The organism is Pseudomonas sp. Irchel 3E19, assembly GCF_900187585.1.
GTDB lineage: Bacteria > Pseudomonadota > Gammaproteobacteria > Pseudomonadales > Pseudomonadaceae > Aquipseudomonas > Aquipseudomonas baetica.
Map to the genome: position 1 here is coordinate 165054 of NZ_FYDT01000001.1, position 16522 is coordinate 181575.

Consider the following 16522-nt stretch of genomic DNA (forward strand, 5'->3'; position numbering starts at 1 on the left):
ACAGGGGATTTGTGTCGTTCACAGATCCAATGTGGGAGCGAGCCTGCTCGCGAATGGGGCAGCCCGGTATCAGGCCTGGTGGCTGATCCGCCCATCCACCAGGGTATAACGAACCACACCCGGCAAACTGTGGCCGAGGAACGGGCAGTTCTCGCCCTTCGACAGCCAGCCTTCACCGGCCACGGTGGACGCTTTTGGATCGAACAGCACGATATCCGCCGCACCGCCCACCGCCAGTTTGCCCGCCGGCAGGCGCAGCGCCTCGGCCGGGCCAGCGCTCAGACGCGCCAGCAGCGTCGGCAGATCGAGCAAGCCATCCTCAACCAGCGTCATCGCCAGTGGCAGCAGCAGTTCAACACTGCTGATGCCCGGCTCGGTCGCGCCGAACGGCGCCAGTTTGGCGTCGCGCTCGTGGGGCTGGTGATGGCTGGAGATCGCTGAGACCACGCCGGACTTCACCGCTTCACGCAGGCCATCGCGATCCGCGCGGGTGCGTAGCGGCGGCTGGACGTGATAGAGGCTGCTGAAGTCGATCAGCGCTTCATCGGTCAGGATCAGTTGATACAGCGCGACATCGGCGGTCACCTTCAAACCACGCGCCTGAGCCTGAGCGATCAAGGCCACGCCGCGAGCACTGGTCAGTTGGCTAAAGTGCGCGCGTACGCCGGTCTGCTCGACCAGCAACAGGTCGCGGGCCAGCGCTACGGTTTCAGCGGTTTCCGGAATACCCGGCAGGCCGAGGAAACTGGCGACGGCGCCTTCATGGGCCAGGCCACCTTCGGCCAGATCGTGATCCTGCGAGTTGAAGATCACCGTCAGGTCGAACGTCGCCGCATATTCCAGCGCCCGGCACAGGGTGCGCGTATTGCGGAAGCTCTCCAGACCGTTGCCGAACGCCACACAACCAGCGTCGCGCAACGCCACCAGCTCAGCCAGTTGCTCACCGTCCAGGCCTTTGCTCAGTGCGCCAATCGGGAACACTTTGGTGTTGCCGGCTTCGCGGGCGCGGTCGAGGATCAGTTCGGCCACGGCGGAGGTGTCGAGCACCGGTTTGGTTTGCGGCGGGCAGCACAGGCTGGTCACGCCGCCGGCCGCTGCCGCGCGAGTCTCGCTGGCAATCGAGCCTTTGCGGCTGTAACCCGGCTCGCGCAGGGCAACGTTCAGATCGACAAGGCCGGGAGCGGCCACCAGACCTGTGGCGTCGATGGTTTCGACTGCGCTGAAACCGGCCGGTGCCGCGCCGAGGGCGACGATCTTGCAGGCTTCAACGTGAATGTCGGTGATTTGATCCAGGCCGCTGCTGGGATCGATGACGCGGGCGCCGAGAATGCTGAGCTTCACTGGGCGTTCTCCTGCTCGAATTGACGTTGCGCTGTTTGCCCGCTCATGGCCATGGACAACACGGCCATACGAATCGCGATGCCGTAGGTGACCTGATTGAGGATCACCGAGTGCGGGCCGTCGGCCACAGCGGATTCGATCTCCACCCCCCGGTTGATCGGCCCCGGGTGCATGACGATGCAATCGGGTTTGGCCCCGGCCAGGCGCGCGGTGGTCAGGCCGAACAGGCGGTAGAACTCGCCTTCGCTCGGCAGCAGGCCGCCGGTCATGCGCTCGCGTTGCAGACGCAGCATGATCACCACGTCGACGTCTTTCAGGCCTTCGGTCATATCGGTGTAGACCTTCACGCCGTACTGCTCGATGCCGATCGGCAGCAGGGTTTTCGGCGCGATCACGCGGATGTCCGGGCAGCCGAGGGTTTTCAGCGCGAGCATGTTCGAGCGCGCGACCCGCGAGTGCAGGATATCGCCGACGATGGCCACCGAGAGGTTTTCGAAACCGCCCTTGTGCCGACGGATAGTCAGCATGTCGAGCATGCCCTGCGTCGGGTGCGCGTGACGGCCGTCGCCGCCGTTGATGATCGCCACTTGCGGGCAAACATGTTCGGCGATGAAGTGCGCGGCGCCGGAATCACCGTGGCGCACGACGAACATATCGGCGGCCATGGCTTCGAGGTTGCGCAGGGTGTCGAGCAGCGTTTCACCTTTACTCGCCGACGAGGTCGACACGTTCAGGGTGATCACGTCCGCCGACAGCCGCTGGGCCGCCAGTTCGAAGGTGGTGCGGGTGCGCGTGGAGTTTTCGAAGAACACGTTGCACACGGTCTTGCCGCGCAGCAATGGCACCTTCTTCACGGCCCGGGCACCGACTTCGAGGAATGAGTCGGCAGTGTCGAGGATTTCCGTCAGCAACTCGCGGCGCAGGCCGTCGAGCGAGAGGAAGTGGCGCAGCTGGCCCTGATCATTGAGCTGCAGCGGGCGCTTGGTATCTAGAGGCGTCATCGCGAGGGGGACTCTCAATAGGGCGGATTAAGGATTCAGGTCTTGCAGTTCGAGCGTCAACGGCTCGGGGCCGGACAGCTTCACGCGCTCGTGGGCGGCCAGCGCCAGGGTCGCGCCGACCACGTTCGGGCGGATCGGCAGCTCACCGGCGTCCAGGTCCAACAGGCAGACCAGGGTCACGCTGGCCGGGCGGCCGTAGTCGAACAATTCGTTCATGGCGGCGCGGATGGTGCGGCCGCTCATCAGCACGTCGTCGATCAGCACCAGATGCTGGCCTTCGATCTCGAAGGGCAGGGCGGACGGGCGCACTTGCGGGTGCAGGCCGTTCTGGCTGAAGTCATCGCGGTAGAAGGAAACATCCAGCGTGCCCAGCGGCGCGTCGCTGCCCAATTCCTTGAGCAAGGCTTGCGCGACCCAGATACCGCCAGTGCGGATGCCGATGTAACGCGGTTCGCGGATATCACGCTGGGCAAGGTGCGCCTTGAGGCGTGTTGCCATCTGGCTGATCAGATCGGCGGGATTGGGCAGGCTCATGGTTGCTCCTTCTTCGACCCGAGCCGCGTCCTGCCGGACGTGGCTGGGGGTTTAGCCAAAAGAAAAGCGCCGTAGCGCTTTTCAGAATTAAATGCAGTCAGGATTCAAACAGTGCGGTGTTTTCGTCGAGCCAGCCCTGCAACAGCAAAGCAGCGGCGATGGCGTCCACCGGGTTGTCGCGGTAACTGCCTTTCTGGCCGCCACGGGCCAGCCGTTCGCCCTTGGCTTCGAACGTCGTCAGTCGCTCGTCGTGGGTGTAGAAGGGCAGGTTGAAGCGGCCATTGAGGCGCCGGGCGAACTTTTCTGCGCGTACGCACATGTCGCTCGGCGTGCCGTCCATGTTCAGCGGCAGGCCGACGACGACGGCGTCGGGTTTCCATTCCTTTATAAGCGCTTCGACCTGGTTCCAGTCGGGCACGCCGTTCTGCGCTTTGAGGGTGCAGAGTTCGCGGGCCTGGCCGGTGATCACCTGGCCGACGGCAACGCCGATCTGTTTGGTGCCGTAGTCGAAGCCGAGAATCAGGCGCAGGGCCATCAGGCGTGCCCTGCCTGGCTGGTTAGCAGGTTGAGGTCGATCCCCAAGTGCCGGGCCGCCGCGTCCAGACGCAATTCGCTGCTGGTGTTGAACAGGATGTCGGCGTCATACGGGCAGGTCAGCCAGGCGTTGTCGGCCATTTCGGCTTCCAGTTGCCCGGCTTCCCAACCGGCGTAACCGAGGGCAATCAGGCTTTTTGCCGGGCCGACGCCGTCAGCGATGGCGAACAGCACGTCCTGCGAGGTGGACAAGGCCAGGTCGCCGTCGAGCTGGGCGGTGGCCTGGAAGGTCTTCCCCGCCGGGTGCAGGACAAAGCCGCGATCGGTCTGCACCGGCCCGCCGATAAAGATCGGCACATGCTGGCAGAGGCCCGGCGGATCGATGTCCGGGCGCAATTGCTCAAGGATGTCAGCCAGATTCAGCTCTTGCGGCCTGTTGACCACAATGCCCATGGCGCCATTGGCCGTGTGCTCGACGATGTAGGTCAAGGTGTGGGCAAAGTTCGGGTCGGCCATGTGGGGCATGGCGATCAGGAAGTGATGCTTGAGGTAGCTGGGGCTGACGTTTTTCATGTGCGCTAGTGTGGCGTTCAAGGGGCGAACTGACAAGCTAGTGATGCAGGTGACACACCGATCCAATGTGGGAGCGAGCCTGCTCGCGAAAGCGGTGGATCAGTCACATCAGTGTTGGATGACACACCGCATTCGCGAGCAGGCTCGCTCCTACAGGGTTTTGTAGTGTCTTTAATTGCTCGAGAGCTTGTCGCCCCGGGCGAATTTCCAGGTGCGGATGATTTCCAGTCGGTCGATATCCGACAGATCACCGGTAAACGGGGCAAATGGCGCCGCCAGTCGGACGATGCGCTGCGCCGCCTGATCCAGCAGCGGCTGCCCCGACGACTCCAGCACCAGCACCTCATACAGCGAGCCATCACGGTTGATCGAGACCATCAGGCGCAAATTGCCGTAGATCTGCTTGCGCCGCGCTTCCTCGGGGTAATTGAGGTTGCCGATGCGCTCGACCTTCTTGCGCCAGTCATCCTTGTACCAGGCACCTTTGTCGCGCATGGTCGACGCCGCGCTCAGGCGGTGAATGCGCGGGCGCTTGGCGTACAGCTGTTGTTCCTTGGCCAGTTCCGCTTCGAGGCTGGCGATGTCGCTGGACAACTGCGAGCTGTCGAACTCCGGCGCGTCGACGGTCGGTTTGACCTCGGTTTTGCTTTCTTCTTTCTTGGTCGGGGCTTTTTTCGGCTTCGGCGCGACGGTGGTCACCGCCGCCTTGGGCGCGGCTTCCTGCACTTGCGGCTTGGCGGCCGGTGGCGGCGTAACCTTTTTGACCTGATTGTCCTGGAACGGCGCGACCTCGGTGGTCTTCGGAATCGCCTTCTTGTCCAGCGTGCCGCTGCCTTCCTGGTGTTCCTGCGCGAGGAAATCGGCCTTCTCGGGCTTCTTTTCGCTCTTGAAGGTGGCGAGGGTGATTTCCAGGGTTTTGCTGATCTGCTTGGGCTCGACCATGGTGAAACCGACGCCCAGCAGCAGCGCCAAGTGAATCAGCGCCGCGAGAAACAGGGTAAATCCGAGGCGATCGGCCGGGCGCACGCCACGATGGGCGAGTTCTGTGGGCAGATCGGACGGGAGGGTCATGACAAGAAAACCAACATCGCGTTTTTCAGAGGCTGCGCATGATAACGCAATGTTGGTTTCACGCCTTGGGCTTCACGCTTCAAGCGACAGACTGCATGTGACGCACATCAAGCTTGCGGCTTTTTGCCGGCGGCTTGCAGCTTCTTGTCGATGGCATCCATCAGCATGCCGCCGATGTCGGTGCCGAACGCGTTGTCGATTTCGCGGATGCAGGTCGGGCTGGTGACGTTGATTTCGGTCAGATTCTCGCCGATCACATCCAGACCGACGAACAGCAGACCTTTTTCACGCAAGGTCGGGCCGACCTGAGCGGCGATCCAGCGATCCTTGTCAGTCAACGGACGCGCTTCACCACGGCCACCAGCGGCGAGGTTGCCACGGGTTTCGCCCTGGGCCGGAATCCGCGCCAGGCAGTAATCCACCGGCTCGCCGTCGATCATCAGGATGCGCTTGTCGCCGTCCTTGATCGCCGGCAGGTAGGCCTGACCCATGATCTGCTGGCCGCCGAGGGCGGTCAGGGTTTCGAGAATCACCGACAGGTTCGGATCGCCGGCACGGTGACGGAAGATCGACGTACCGCCCATGCCGTCCAGCGGCTTGAGAATCACGTCGCCGTGTTTGGCGGCGAACTCGCGCAGGACGTCGGCGCGGCGGCTGACGATGGTCGCCGGCGTGCACTGCGGGAACAGCGTGGCGAACAGCTTTTCATTGCAGTCACGCAGGCTCTGCGGCTTGTTCACCACCAGCACCCCGGCGGTTTCGGCCTGTTCGAGCAGGTAGGTGGAGTAAACGAACTCCATGTCGAACGGTGGATCCTTGCGCATCAGGATCACGTCCAGATCGCTCAGCAGGTTGTCCTGCTCGGCGTCCAGTTCGAACCATTTTTCCGGGTTGGCGAAGACTCGCAGCGGCTTCATCCGTGCCCGCGCCTGACCTTCGGCCTGATACAGGTCGCGCTGTTCCATATAGAACAGTTCCCAGCCGCGCTTCTGCGCGGCCAGCAGCATGGCCAGCGAGCTATCCTTTTTATAGGAAATGCTGGCGATAGGGTCCATGACAATCCCGACGCGAACGCTCATTGGGTTTTCCTCGAAAATTGGCTACCGGATCGGTATGAAAAAAGTGCCGCCAGAGTGGCGCCGGGCGGGTTTGCGGTCAAGGGAAAACCCGTCGATAGATTGCATCTGGAGACTGTGCTAAAAAGGCTGCCATATCGTGCTGGCCCTTGAGCATCAAGGGTTTCCAGCCATTACTCATCGCAAAACGGACAATTTGATTCGCAAAGGCGACGGTAGAGCCCCCTTATGGAACAGCAGTCCAGCGCCTTGAAGGTCATGGTGATCGACGACTCGAAAACGATTCGCCGCACCGCCGAAACCTTGTTGAAAAATGTGGGTTGCGAGGTCATCACGGCAATCGACGGTTTTGATGCTTTGGCGAAGATCGCCGACAACCATCCCGGCATCATCTTTGTCGACATCATGATGCCGCGTCTGGATGGTTATCAGACCTGCGCTTTAATCAAGAACAACAGTGCGTTCAAGGCAACGCCGGTGATCATGCTGTCGTCGCGCGACGGGCTGTTCGACAAGGCCAAGGGGCGGATTGTCGGTTCTGATCAATTTTTGACCAAGCCTTTCAGCAAGGAAGAATTGCTCAACGCGATCCAGGCCCATGTTCCGGGCTTCGCCGCCGTTTTGCCGCAGTAAGACACGTACAGTGACGCTCGGCCAGCGGGCCGGATGTCGACAAGAAAAATGGGGAAGACCATGGCTCGTATCCTGATCGTCGATGATTCGCCGACTGAAATGTACAAACTGACCGGCATGCTGGAAAAGCACGGCCATGAAGTGCTCAAGGCCGAAAATGGCGCCGACGGCGTCGCCCTGGCCCGTCAGGAAAAACCCGACGCGGTGCTGATGGACATCGTCATGCCCGGCCTCAACGGTTTTCAGGCGACCCGTCAACTGACCAAGGACCCGGACACCGGGCACATCCCGGTGATCATCATCACCACCAAGGATCAGGAAACCGACAAGGTCTGGGGTACCCGCCAGGGCGCCAAGGATTACCTGACCAAACCGGTCGATGAAGAAACCCTGATCAAAACCCTGAACAACGTGCTGGCCGGTTGATCGCGCGGTCATGAGCGAATCGCTGACCGCGTTCGAACTGCTCTGGCAGATTGACCAGCGCTGCCGCTTGCTGGCGGCCGACCTGCCGTCGCAACCGGCGCGCCAGGATCGCTGGAGCGGCATCGGCTTTCGCCTTGGCGAGCACTGGTACGTGGCGCCGATGGGCGAAGTCAGCGAAGTGCTGCACGAACCGCGCTTCACCCAATTGCCCGGGGTCAAACCGTGGGTCAAAGGGGTGGCTAACCTGCGTGGGCGGCTGCTGCCGATCATGGACCTGTGCGGTTTCTTCGGGCATGAGCTGTCGCCATTGCGCAAGCAGCGGCGGGTATTGGTGGTTGAGCATGGGGACGTGTTTGCCGGGCTGATGGTCGATGAGGTGTTTGGTTTGCAGCATTTCGAGCAGGGTAGTTTCGAGCCCATCTCGATCAGCAAACGGCAGGGCTCCAAGGCCGAGTTCGTCAAAGGGTATTTCCGGCGCGAGCAGAACTGGCGGGTGTTCAGTTTGTTTGCCCTGGCCAAATCCCCGGTGTTCATGAGCGTCGCGATATAACAGATTCAACACCGTCCCCTGTGGGAGCGAGCCTGCTCGCGAAGAGGGCGTGTCAGGCAAGATAAATATTGGCTGACCCAGCGCTTTCGCGAGCAGGCTCGCTCCCACAGGGATTGCAGCAGGCCTCAAAGGTGTGGGTTAAGGGCGAGGACCGATGACAAAAGCAAAAACAGGCAAGCCGGCGGAAGGATCGCGCAGTCGCTCGCAGATCATCGTGCTGTTTATCGCACTGATCGTGTTCATCATGCTGCTGTTCGCCAACTTCGCTTACCTCAACACCCAGGCGAATTACGACAAACAGTACATCGGCCATGCCGGTGAGCTGCGCGTGCTCTCGCAACGCATCGCCAAGAACGCCACCGAAGCCGCCGCCGGCAAGGCTGCGGCGTTCAAGTTGCTCAGCGATGCGCGCAACGATTTCGCCCAGCGCTGGGGTTATCTGAAGAAGGGCGACCCGGCCACCGGCCTGCCGCCAGCGCCGGCCACCGTGCGCCCGGAAATGCGCGCCGTGCAGCTCGATTGGGAGCGCCTGCTGAAAAACACCGACGCCATTCTCTCCAGCGAACAGACCGTGCTGTCGCTGCATCAGGTTGCCGCGACGCTGGCCGAAACCGTGCCGCAGTTGCAGATCGAATACGAAAAAGTCGTCGAGATTCTTCTCCAGCGGGGTGCACCAGCGGCGCAAGTGGCGATGGCCCAGCGTCAATCGCTGCTCGCCGAACGCATCCTCGGTGCGGTCAACACCGTGCTGGCCGGCGATGAAAACTCGCTGCAAGCCGCCGATGCCTTTGGCCGTGATGCCTCGCGGTTTGGTCAGGTGCTTAACGGCATGCTTCAGGGCAATCCGGCGCTGAAGATCAGCCAGGTCGAAGACCGCGATGCCCGTGCGCGGCTGAGCGAAATTTCCGAGCTGTTCCAGTTCGTTTCCGGCTCCGTCGATGAAATCCTCGAGACCTCGCCGGAACTGTTCAAGGTTCGCGAATCCGCCAGCAATATCTTCAGCCTCTCGCAAACCCTGCTCGACGAAGCCTCGCACCTGGCCACCGGTTTCGAAAACCTTGCCGGCGGGCGCAATACCGACACCATCGGCGGTTATGTGCTGGGCCTGCTGGCGCTGGCCTCGATCATCCTCATCGGTCTGGTCATGGTTCGCGAAACCAATCGGCAGTTGCGCGAGACCGCCGAGAAGAACGAACGCAATCAGAACGCGATCATGCGTCTGCTCGACGAAATCGAGGATCTGGCCGACGGTGACCTCACCGTGACCGCGTCGGTAACCGAAGACTTCACTGGCACCATTGCTGACTCGATCAACTATTCCGTCGACCAATTGCGCGACCTGGTGGCGACCATCAACCTCACCGCCGGCCAGGTCGCCGCCGCCGTGCAGGAAACCCAGGCCACCGCCATGCACCTGGCCCAGGCCTCGGAGCATCAAGCCCAGCAGATTTCCGAAGCCTCGACGGCGATCAACGACATGGCTCAATCCATCGATCAGGTCTCGGCGAACGCTGCCGAATCCTCGGCTGTGGCCGAGCGGTCGGTAGAGATCGCCAACAAAGGCAACGAGGTGGTGCACAACACCATCCACGGCATGGACAACATTCGCGAGCAGATTCAGGACACCGCCAAACGCATCAAGCGCCTCGGCGAGTCGTCCCAGGAAATCGGCGACATCGTCAGCCTGATCGACGACATTGCCGACCAGACCAACATCCTCGCCCTCAACGCGGCGATTCAGGCGTCGATGGCTGGCGATGCCGGGCGTGGTTTTGCCGTGGTTGCCGACGAAGTGCAGCGGCTGGCTGAGCGCTCGTCCGCCGCTACCCGGCAGATCGAAACCCTGGTGCGGGCGATCCAGACCGACACCAACGAGGCCGTCATTTCCATGGAACAGACCACCACCGAAGTGGTGCGTGGCGCGCGACTGGCGCAGGATGCCGGGGTGGCCCTGGAAGAAATCGAAGGCGTATCGAAGACCCTCGCGGCGCTGATTCAAAGCATCTCCAACGCAGCGCAGCAGCAGACGACTTCGGCCGGGCAGATCTCGCTGACGATGAACGTGATCCAGCAGATCACCTCGCAGACCTCGTCCGGCTCTACGGCCACCGCCGAGAGCATCGGCAACCTGACGAAAATGGCCAGTCAGTTACGGCGTTCGGTGTCCGGATTCACCTTGCCGGCGGCGACAGATAAAGCGTGAGTGGAGTGGTTATGGGTGATCGGCACGACTATGTGGCCCTCGAATGGGTCAAAGGCGAAATTGCCGAAACGCTGAAGCTGGCGCATCAGGCGATTGAAGCCGTGCTCGATGATCCGCAAGCCTTTCCCGGGCTGGACGAGTGTCTGGCGTATATCCATCAGGTTCACGGCAGTTTGCAGATGGTCGAATTCTACGGCGCAGCCTTGCTCGCCGAAGAGATGGAGCATCTGGTCGAAGCCTTGCAGCAAGGTCGCGTCAGCCATCGCGACGAAGCCCTGCACTTGCTGCTGCAAGCCCTCGGGCAATTGCCGATCTACCTCGACCGCGTGCAGAGCGCCCGCCGCGATTTGCCGCTGGTAGTGTTGCCGCTGCTCAACGATCTACGCAGTGCCCGGGGCGAAAGCCTGCTCTCGGAAACCAGCCTGTTCAGTCCGCAATTACCTGAGTTGCCGCCGCTCAGTGAGGAAGCCCTGGCGCTGCTGGAACCGGCGGAACTGCCGAACGTGCTGCGCAAATTACGCCAGATGCTGCAAATGGCGCTGGTCGGTTTGCTGCGCGAACAGGATGACCAGACGCACCTCGCTTATCTGGCGAAAGTCTTCAGCCGTCTCGAAGCGCTAAGCGGCGACGCACCGTTGAGCCCGCTGTGGCAGGTGGCGTCCGCCTTGGTCGAAGGCATGCGCGCAGGCGTGATCGCCAACAGCCCGGCGCTGCGCAGCCTGTTAAAGGACGCCGACAAGGAGCTCAAACGCCTGCTCGACCAAGGCATGCGCGGCCTCAACCAGCCGCCACCGCCGGAGCTGCTCAAAAGCCTGTTGTTCTATATTGCCAAAGCCGAACATCCCACCGGGCAGATGCTGACCATGAAAGATCGCTACTCCCTGGACGACGCGTTACCCGACAGCGCGATGGTCGACGAAGAACGCGCGCGCCTGGCCGGCCCCGACCGCGATGCGATGCGCTCGGTGCTCGCGGCATTGTGCGAAGAACTGGTGCGGGTCAAGGAACGCCTTGATCTGTTCGTGCGCAGCGACCGCCAACATACCTCGGATCTGGAAAGCCTGTTGGCGCCGTTGCGGCAGATCGCTGACACCCTCGCGGTGCTCGGTTTCGGCCAGCCGCGCAAGGTCATCATCGATCAACTGGCGGTGGTCCTGAGCATCGCCCAAGGCCAGCGCGAACCCAACGACGCGATCCTGATGGACGTTGCCGGTGCCTTGCTTTATGTCGAAGCAACACTGGCCGGGATGGTCGGCACGGTCGAGCCGGAGAGCCCGGAAGACTCACGCCTGCCGACCACCGATCTGACGCAGATCCATCAGATCGTGATCAAGGAAGCGCGCATCTGCCTGCAACAGGCCAAGGACATGATCGTCGACTACATCGACGCCGACTGGGATCGCCAGCACCTGCAACCGTTGCCGGAGCTGTTGACCCAAGTGCGGGGGGCGTTGGCGATGATTCCGCTGAACCGTGCGGCCAGTCTCGTTGAAGCGTGCAACGGCTTCATTCGCGAACACCTGCTGCTCGATCCGCACGAACCGGGTTGGCAGCAACTGGACAACCTCGCCGACGTCATCACCAGCCTTGAGTATTACCTTGAACGCCTGAGCGATGACCCGCAGGCGCCCAGCGAACAACTGCTGGATGTCGCGCAGAAGAGCCTCGCCAGTCTCGGTTTCTTTCCCAGCGAACAGCCCGGCGAGCCACATGTGCCGGTGCTCGACGACGTGCTCAGCCCCAACGAAGCGCGGGTGATGCAAGACCTGCAGGCGCGCGACGACCGGCAAATCGTCCAGTCGCTGGCCGATGTGTTGGCCAGCCCGGTCTCGGCGATCAACCCGCCCGCGCTGGTCACGCCCGGCAGCCTGATGCCGCCGCCGGCCAATGAAGAACCGGTGGACGATGAACTGCGCGAAGTGTTCCTCGAAGAGACCGACGAGGTCCTCGATGTCCTCCACGAATACCTGCCACGCTGGTCGGCCAATCCGCAGGATCGCGCGGCGCTGACCGAACTGCGCCGCGCCTTTCACACCTTGAAGGGCAGCGGACGCATGGTGCGTGCGCTGATTCTTGGCGAACTGGCGTGGGCTGTGGAAAACCTGCTTAACCGCGTGCTGGAGCAAAGCGTCGAGCCGGGCACGACGGTAGCGCAATTGCTGACCGACACGCTGCTGTTACTGCCGGAACTGATCAGCGAATTCGCCACCAACCGCCAGCGTCAACGCAGCGATGTCGATCAACTCGCCGCTCGCGCCCATGCCTTGGCCAAGGGCGACCAACCGTTGGCGGCCGAAGATGTGGAAGATGTCGCGGCGCTCGATCCGTTGTTGCTGGAGATCTTCCGCAACGAAGCCGAAACCCATCTCGCCAGCCTCAACCGCTTTCTCGATCAAGCCGCCGAACACGTGCCGCTGCCGGCCAGCGACGAGCTGCAGCGCGCCCTGCATACCCTCAAGGGCAGCGCGTCGATGGCGGGTGTATTGCCGATTGCCGAATTGGCGGCGCCCCTCGATCAACTGGCCCGCGAGTTCAAGGCGCACCAACTGCCGCTTGATCTCGACGAAGTGGAATTGTTGCTCGAAGCCGAGGGCCTGTTCCGCGTCGGCCTGCGTCAGCTCAATCACGATCCGCTGGCGCCGATTGTCGGCGCGCAGTCGCTGATCAAACGCACGGGCGAGCTGCTCGCCGAGCGACTGGAATCGATCCTCAATGCGCCGAGCAGCGGCCTGCGCATCAAGCACGCCCCGCAACTGATCAACAACTTCCTCGCCCAGGGCATGGACATCCTGCTCGATGCGGAAAACCTCTTGCAGCGCTGGCAGCAGCACCCCGGCGAACGCCAGGAACTCAGCGCATTGCTGGATGAATTGACCACCCTCGGCGAAGGTGCGCACCTGGCGGATTTGTTGCCGGTCGATGTGTTGTGCGAAGCCTTGCTCGACCTCTATGGCGCCGTCGAAGAAAGCAGCCTGGCGGTCAGCGACCGGTTTTTCCAGGAAGCGCAGCACGCCCACGAAGCGCTGATCAACATGCTCGACGAACTGGCCGCCGGCCAGGAAGTCACGCCGCAGCCTGCGCGGATTCGGGCGTTGCACGAGCTGCTCGATGAGAGTCTCGATCCGTCGTCGATGGGCCTGATTCGCAGTGACGGTAGCCGCACGTTGAGCATCCGCGAACTGGGTGCCGCGACTGCTGAACTTTCACAAACCGGCTCCGCGCGCGAACCGGACGATGAGATCGTCGAGATCTTCCTCGAAGAGGCGGTGGACATTCTCGACAGCGCCGGGCAAGCCTTGCAGCGTTGGCTGAGCGACGCAAACAATGTTGCGCCGCTGTCGTCGTTACAGCGCGATTTGCACACCCTCAAGGGGGGCGCGCGAATGGCCGAAGTCGAGGCCATTGGGGATCTGGCCCAAGAACTGGAAGGTCTCTACGAAGGTCTGGCGGATCGGCGCTATAGCTACAGCGAAGCGCTTGGTCGCTTGCTGCACAAGAGCCATGACCGTTTGGCGCTGCTGCTTGAACAGTTGCAGAATCATCAGCCGTTGAACCCGGCGCATGAGCTGATCGAGGCAATCCGGCAGTTCCGTCAGGGCGCGTCCGGCAGCGCTGAAATGGCGCAACCGACCGTTGATCACGAAGGCGCCGGGCATGATCCGGAGTTGCTGGAAATCTTCCTCGAAGAAGGTTTCGACATCATCGAAAACTCCGGCGCGGCGCTGCTGCGCTGGCAGGCCGAGCCGGGCAATCGGCAGGAAGTGGAAACCCTGCTGCGCGACCTGCACACGCTCAAGGGCGGCGCGCGGATGGTCGAAATCGGCCCGATCGGCGACCTCGCCCACGAACTCGAATACCTTTACGAAAGTCTCTCCGCCGGGACGTTGCAGGCCTCGACCGAACTGTTTGCGCTGGTGCAGCGCGGCCACGACCGACTGGCGCAGATGCTCGACGCGGTGCGCGCCGGACAACCGTGTCCGCCAGCGGATCGGCTGATCAATGCGATCCAGAGTTTCAGTCATCCGGTCACGCCTGAAGCGCCGCCATTGTTGCCTCTGCCGGTTAAAACCGAGACCGCGCCTGCGGCCGCCGAGGCCAGCGCGGACATGGTCAAGGTCTCCGCCGAACTGCTCGACGAACTGGTCAATCTGGCCGGCGAAACCTCGATCTTCCGTGGCCGCATCGAACAGCAAGTCAATGACGCACAAGTCGCGCTCAATGAGATGGAAACCACCATCGAGCGTATGCGCGACCAGTTGCGCCGGCTCGACACCGAAACCCAGGGGCGCATTCTCAGCCGCCAGCAAGTCGATGGCGAGCGTCTCGGCTACGAGGAATTCGATCCGCTGGAAATGGACCGCCATTCGCAGTTGCAGCAACTGTCGCGGGCGCTGTTCGAATCCGCCTCCGACCTGCTCGACCTCAAGGAAACCCTCGACCGCCGCAACCACGACGCCGAGAACCTGCTGCAACAGCAAGGGCGGATCAACACCGAATTGCAGGAAGGCCTGATGCGCTCGCGCATGGTGCCGTTCGAACGGATGTTGCCGCGCCTCAAACGCATCGTCCGTCAGGTCGCCGAAGAGTTGAACAAAGACGTCGCCTTCGTCATCGGCAACGCTGAGGGCGAAATGGATCGCAACGTGCTGGAGCGCATGGCGGCACCGCTGGAACACATGCTGCGCAACGCCGTCGACCATGGTCTGGAATCTGTCGAGGCGCGGCTGGCGGCGGGCAAACCGGCGCAGGGCACGATCACGCTGGATCTGTCCCGCGAGGGCGGCGACATTGTTTTCGACATCCGCGACGACGGCGCCGGTGTGCCGCTGGAAGCGGTGCGGAACAAGGCGATCAAGCGTGGCTTACTGGCGCCGGACGCCGAGATCAGCGACCGCGATGTGTTGCAGTTTATCCTTCAGCCGGGGTTTTCCACCGCTGAGAAAATTACCCAGATTTCCGGGCGTGGCGTCGGCATGGACGTGGTTCATGAGGAAGTCCGCCAGTTGGGCGGCAGCATGAGTATTGATTCGGTGCCGGGGCAGGGCGTGCATTTCCGCATTCGCCTGCCGTTCACCGTGTCGGTCAACCGCGCGTTGATGGTGCAGTGCGGCGAGGATCAGTATGCGATTCCGCTGAACACTATCGACGGCATCGTCCGCGTCTTGCCGAATGATCTGGACGGGCATTTCCGTCTCGATCCACCGAGCTATCAATACGGCGGCCAACGCTATGAGTTGTGCTATCTGGGCGAACTGCTGAAAACCTCATCGCGGCCAAAACTGCTGGGTCAGAGCCTGCCATTACCGGTGCTGCTGGTACAGTACAACGACCGGCGCATCGCGGTGCAGGTCGACGCCATGGCCGGGACTCGCGAGATCGTGGTGAAAAGCCTCGGCGCGCAATTTGCGGCGGTGCAGGGCGTGTCCGGCGCGACGATTCTTGGCGATGGCCGGGTCGTGCTGATTCTTGATTTACTGGCACCGATCCGCGCGATGCAGGCACGGGTGGCGCAGTATCCGACGGTGCCGGACATCGACAGCGAACCGCAGAAACCGTTGCTGGTGATGGTGGTCGACGACTCGGTCACCGTGCGCAAGGTCACCAGCCGTTTGCTCGAACGCCACGGCATGAACGTGCTGACGGCCAAGGATGGCGTCGACGCCATGCTCCTGCTGGAAGAACACATGCCCGACCTGATGCTGCTCGACATCGAAATGCCGCGCATGGACGGCTTCGAAGTGGCCACGCAAGTGCGCAACGACGAACGCCTGCAACACCTGCCGATCATCATGATCACCTCACGCACCGGGCAAAAACACCGCGACCGCGCCATGGCCATCGGCGTCAACGACTACCTCGGCAAGCCGTATCAGGAATCGGTATTGCTCGAAAGCATTGCCCACTGGAGCAAGAGACATGCATGAGCGCCGCCACAATGCGCGCACCAGCCAACTCACCGGCCTGCTGCTGCCGCTGGCGGATCGCAACCTGATCCTGCCCAACGTCGCCGTGGCCGAGCTGATCGACTATCAGGCCAGCGCTTTCGATCTGGACACGCCGCCGTGGTATCTGGGGCGGGTAACCTGGCGTGAGCGGCAGATTCCGTTGCTGAGCTTTGAATCGGCGTGCGGGCAGAAAGTCGTGATTGGAGAGCGGGCGCGGATCGTGATTCTCAATGCGCTGGGTGGGCTGCCGCAGCTGAAGTTCATTGCGCTGCTGGTGCAGGGGATTCCACGGTCTTACAAGCTCGGCAGTCAGTTGAGCTATGTCGATGTGCCGTTGTGTGCGCTGGAGCAGGCGGCGGTGCAGGTGGGAGAACAGGTGGCGAAGGTGCCGGATTTGTTGGCACTTGAGCAGTTGTTGGTGGATGCGGGGCTGGTCCACTGATCCTGAGTTTGCGTTGATCTTGCCGGCCTCTTCGCGAGCAGGCTCGCTCCCACAGTTGATCTTCAGTGATCCCGGATTTTGCGTACGACACAGACCCCCTGTGGGAGCGAGCCTGCTCGCGAAAGCGCCAGTCGCCACACCTCAATCCGACAGAAAAATCCTCAATCTCTGTCCGCAATAAACGACTTTCAGT

General features: G+C 62.1%; 13 protein-coding genes. 6 read left to right on the forward strand and 7 right to left on the reverse strand.

The window, feature by feature from the left end; all coding sequences use genetic code 11:
* Positions 1–69: 69 nt before the first annotated feature.
* The 7 genes from CKW18_RS00810 to gshB all read right to left on the reverse strand — a co-directional run bounded on the left by CKW18_RS00810 (position 70) and on the right by gshB (position 6133).
* Positions 70–1341 (reverse strand): dihydroorotase, encoded by a 1272-nt coding sequence (locus tag CKW18_RS00810; RefSeq protein WP_095186997.1) that lies wholly within the window; start codon positions 1339–1341, stop codon positions 70–72.
* The gene (locus CKW18_RS00815; protein ID WP_007913665.1) at positions 1338–2342 is read right to left on the reverse strand and encodes an aspartate carbamoyltransferase catalytic subunit; all 1005 of its coding nucleotides are present in this window, start codon (positions 2340–2342) and stop codon (positions 1338–1340) included. Before CKW18_RS00815 ends, CKW18_RS00810 begins: the two co-directional genes overlap by 4 nt.
* A 27-nt stretch (positions 2343–2369) precedes the next feature.
* Complete coding sequence (pyrR, locus tag CKW18_RS00820) at positions 2370–2876, reverse strand: bifunctional pyr operon transcriptional regulator/uracil phosphoribosyltransferase PyrR (protein ID WP_095186998.1); 507 nt, start codon at positions 2874–2876, stop codon at positions 2370–2372.
* A 97-nt stretch (positions 2877–2973) separates the two neighbouring features.
* Complete coding sequence (gene ruvX, locus CKW18_RS00825; RefSeq protein WP_064589634.1) at positions 2974–3411, reverse strand: Holliday junction resolvase RuvX; 438 nt, start codon at positions 3409–3411, stop codon at positions 2974–2976.
* Entirely contained in the window at positions 3411–3983 is a 573-nt protein-coding gene (locus tag CKW18_RS00830; RefSeq protein ID WP_095186999.1) for a YqgE/AlgH family protein, read from the reverse strand. The genes ruvX and CKW18_RS00830 overlap by 1 nt, the downstream gene beginning before the upstream one ends.
* A 171-nt stretch (positions 3984–4154) precedes the next feature.
* Positions 4155–5054 (reverse strand): energy transducer TonB, encoded by a 900-nt coding sequence (locus CKW18_RS00835; RefSeq protein WP_095187000.1) that lies wholly within the window; start codon positions 5052–5054, stop codon positions 4155–4157.
* Between the two features lie 107 nt (positions 5055–5161).
* On the reverse strand, positions 5162–6133 hold the full coding sequence (gene gshB / locus CKW18_RS00840; protein WP_095187001.1) for a glutathione synthase: 972 nt from the start codon (positions 6131–6133) through the stop codon (positions 5162–5164).
* Between the two features lie 225 nt (positions 6134–6358).
* Between gshB and pilG the strand changes: the two genes are divergently transcribed.
* The 6 genes from pilG (at position 6359) to CKW18_RS00870 (ending at position 16329) form a co-directional block, all read left to right on the forward strand.
* Positions 6359–6763, forward strand: coding sequence for a twitching motility response regulator PilG (gene pilG / locus CKW18_RS00845; protein WP_007913673.1), 405 nt, complete (start codon positions 6359–6361; stop codon positions 6761–6763).
* A 60-nt stretch (positions 6764–6823) separates the two neighbouring features.
* The gene (gene pilH, locus CKW18_RS00850; protein WP_027926574.1) at positions 6824–7189 is read left to right on the forward strand and encodes a twitching motility response regulator PilH; all 366 of its coding nucleotides are present in this window, start codon (positions 6824–6826) and stop codon (positions 7187–7189) included.
* Between the two features lie 10 nt (positions 7190–7199).
* Positions 7200–7739 (forward strand): chemotaxis protein CheW, encoded by a 540-nt coding sequence (locus tag CKW18_RS00855; RefSeq protein ID WP_095187002.1) that lies wholly within the window; start codon positions 7200–7202, stop codon positions 7737–7739.
* Between the two features lie 154 nt (positions 7740–7893).
* Positions 7894–9942: a methyl-accepting chemotaxis protein gene (locus CKW18_RS00860; protein ID WP_095187003.1), complete on the forward strand. Its 2049-nt coding sequence runs from the start codon at positions 7894–7896 to the stop codon at positions 9940–9942.
* Between the two features lie 11 nt (positions 9943–9953).
* A complete protein-coding gene (locus tag CKW18_RS00865; protein WP_095187004.1) occupies positions 9954–15866 on the forward strand; it encodes an Hpt domain-containing protein in 5913 nt (1970 codons plus the stop codon).
* Positions 15859–16329: a chemotaxis protein CheW gene (locus CKW18_RS00870; RefSeq protein ID WP_095187005.1), complete on the forward strand. Its 471-nt coding sequence runs from the start codon at positions 15859–15861 to the stop codon at positions 16327–16329. The genes CKW18_RS00865 and CKW18_RS00870 overlap by 8 nt, the downstream gene beginning before the upstream one ends.
* Positions 16330–16522: the final 193 nt, after the last annotated feature.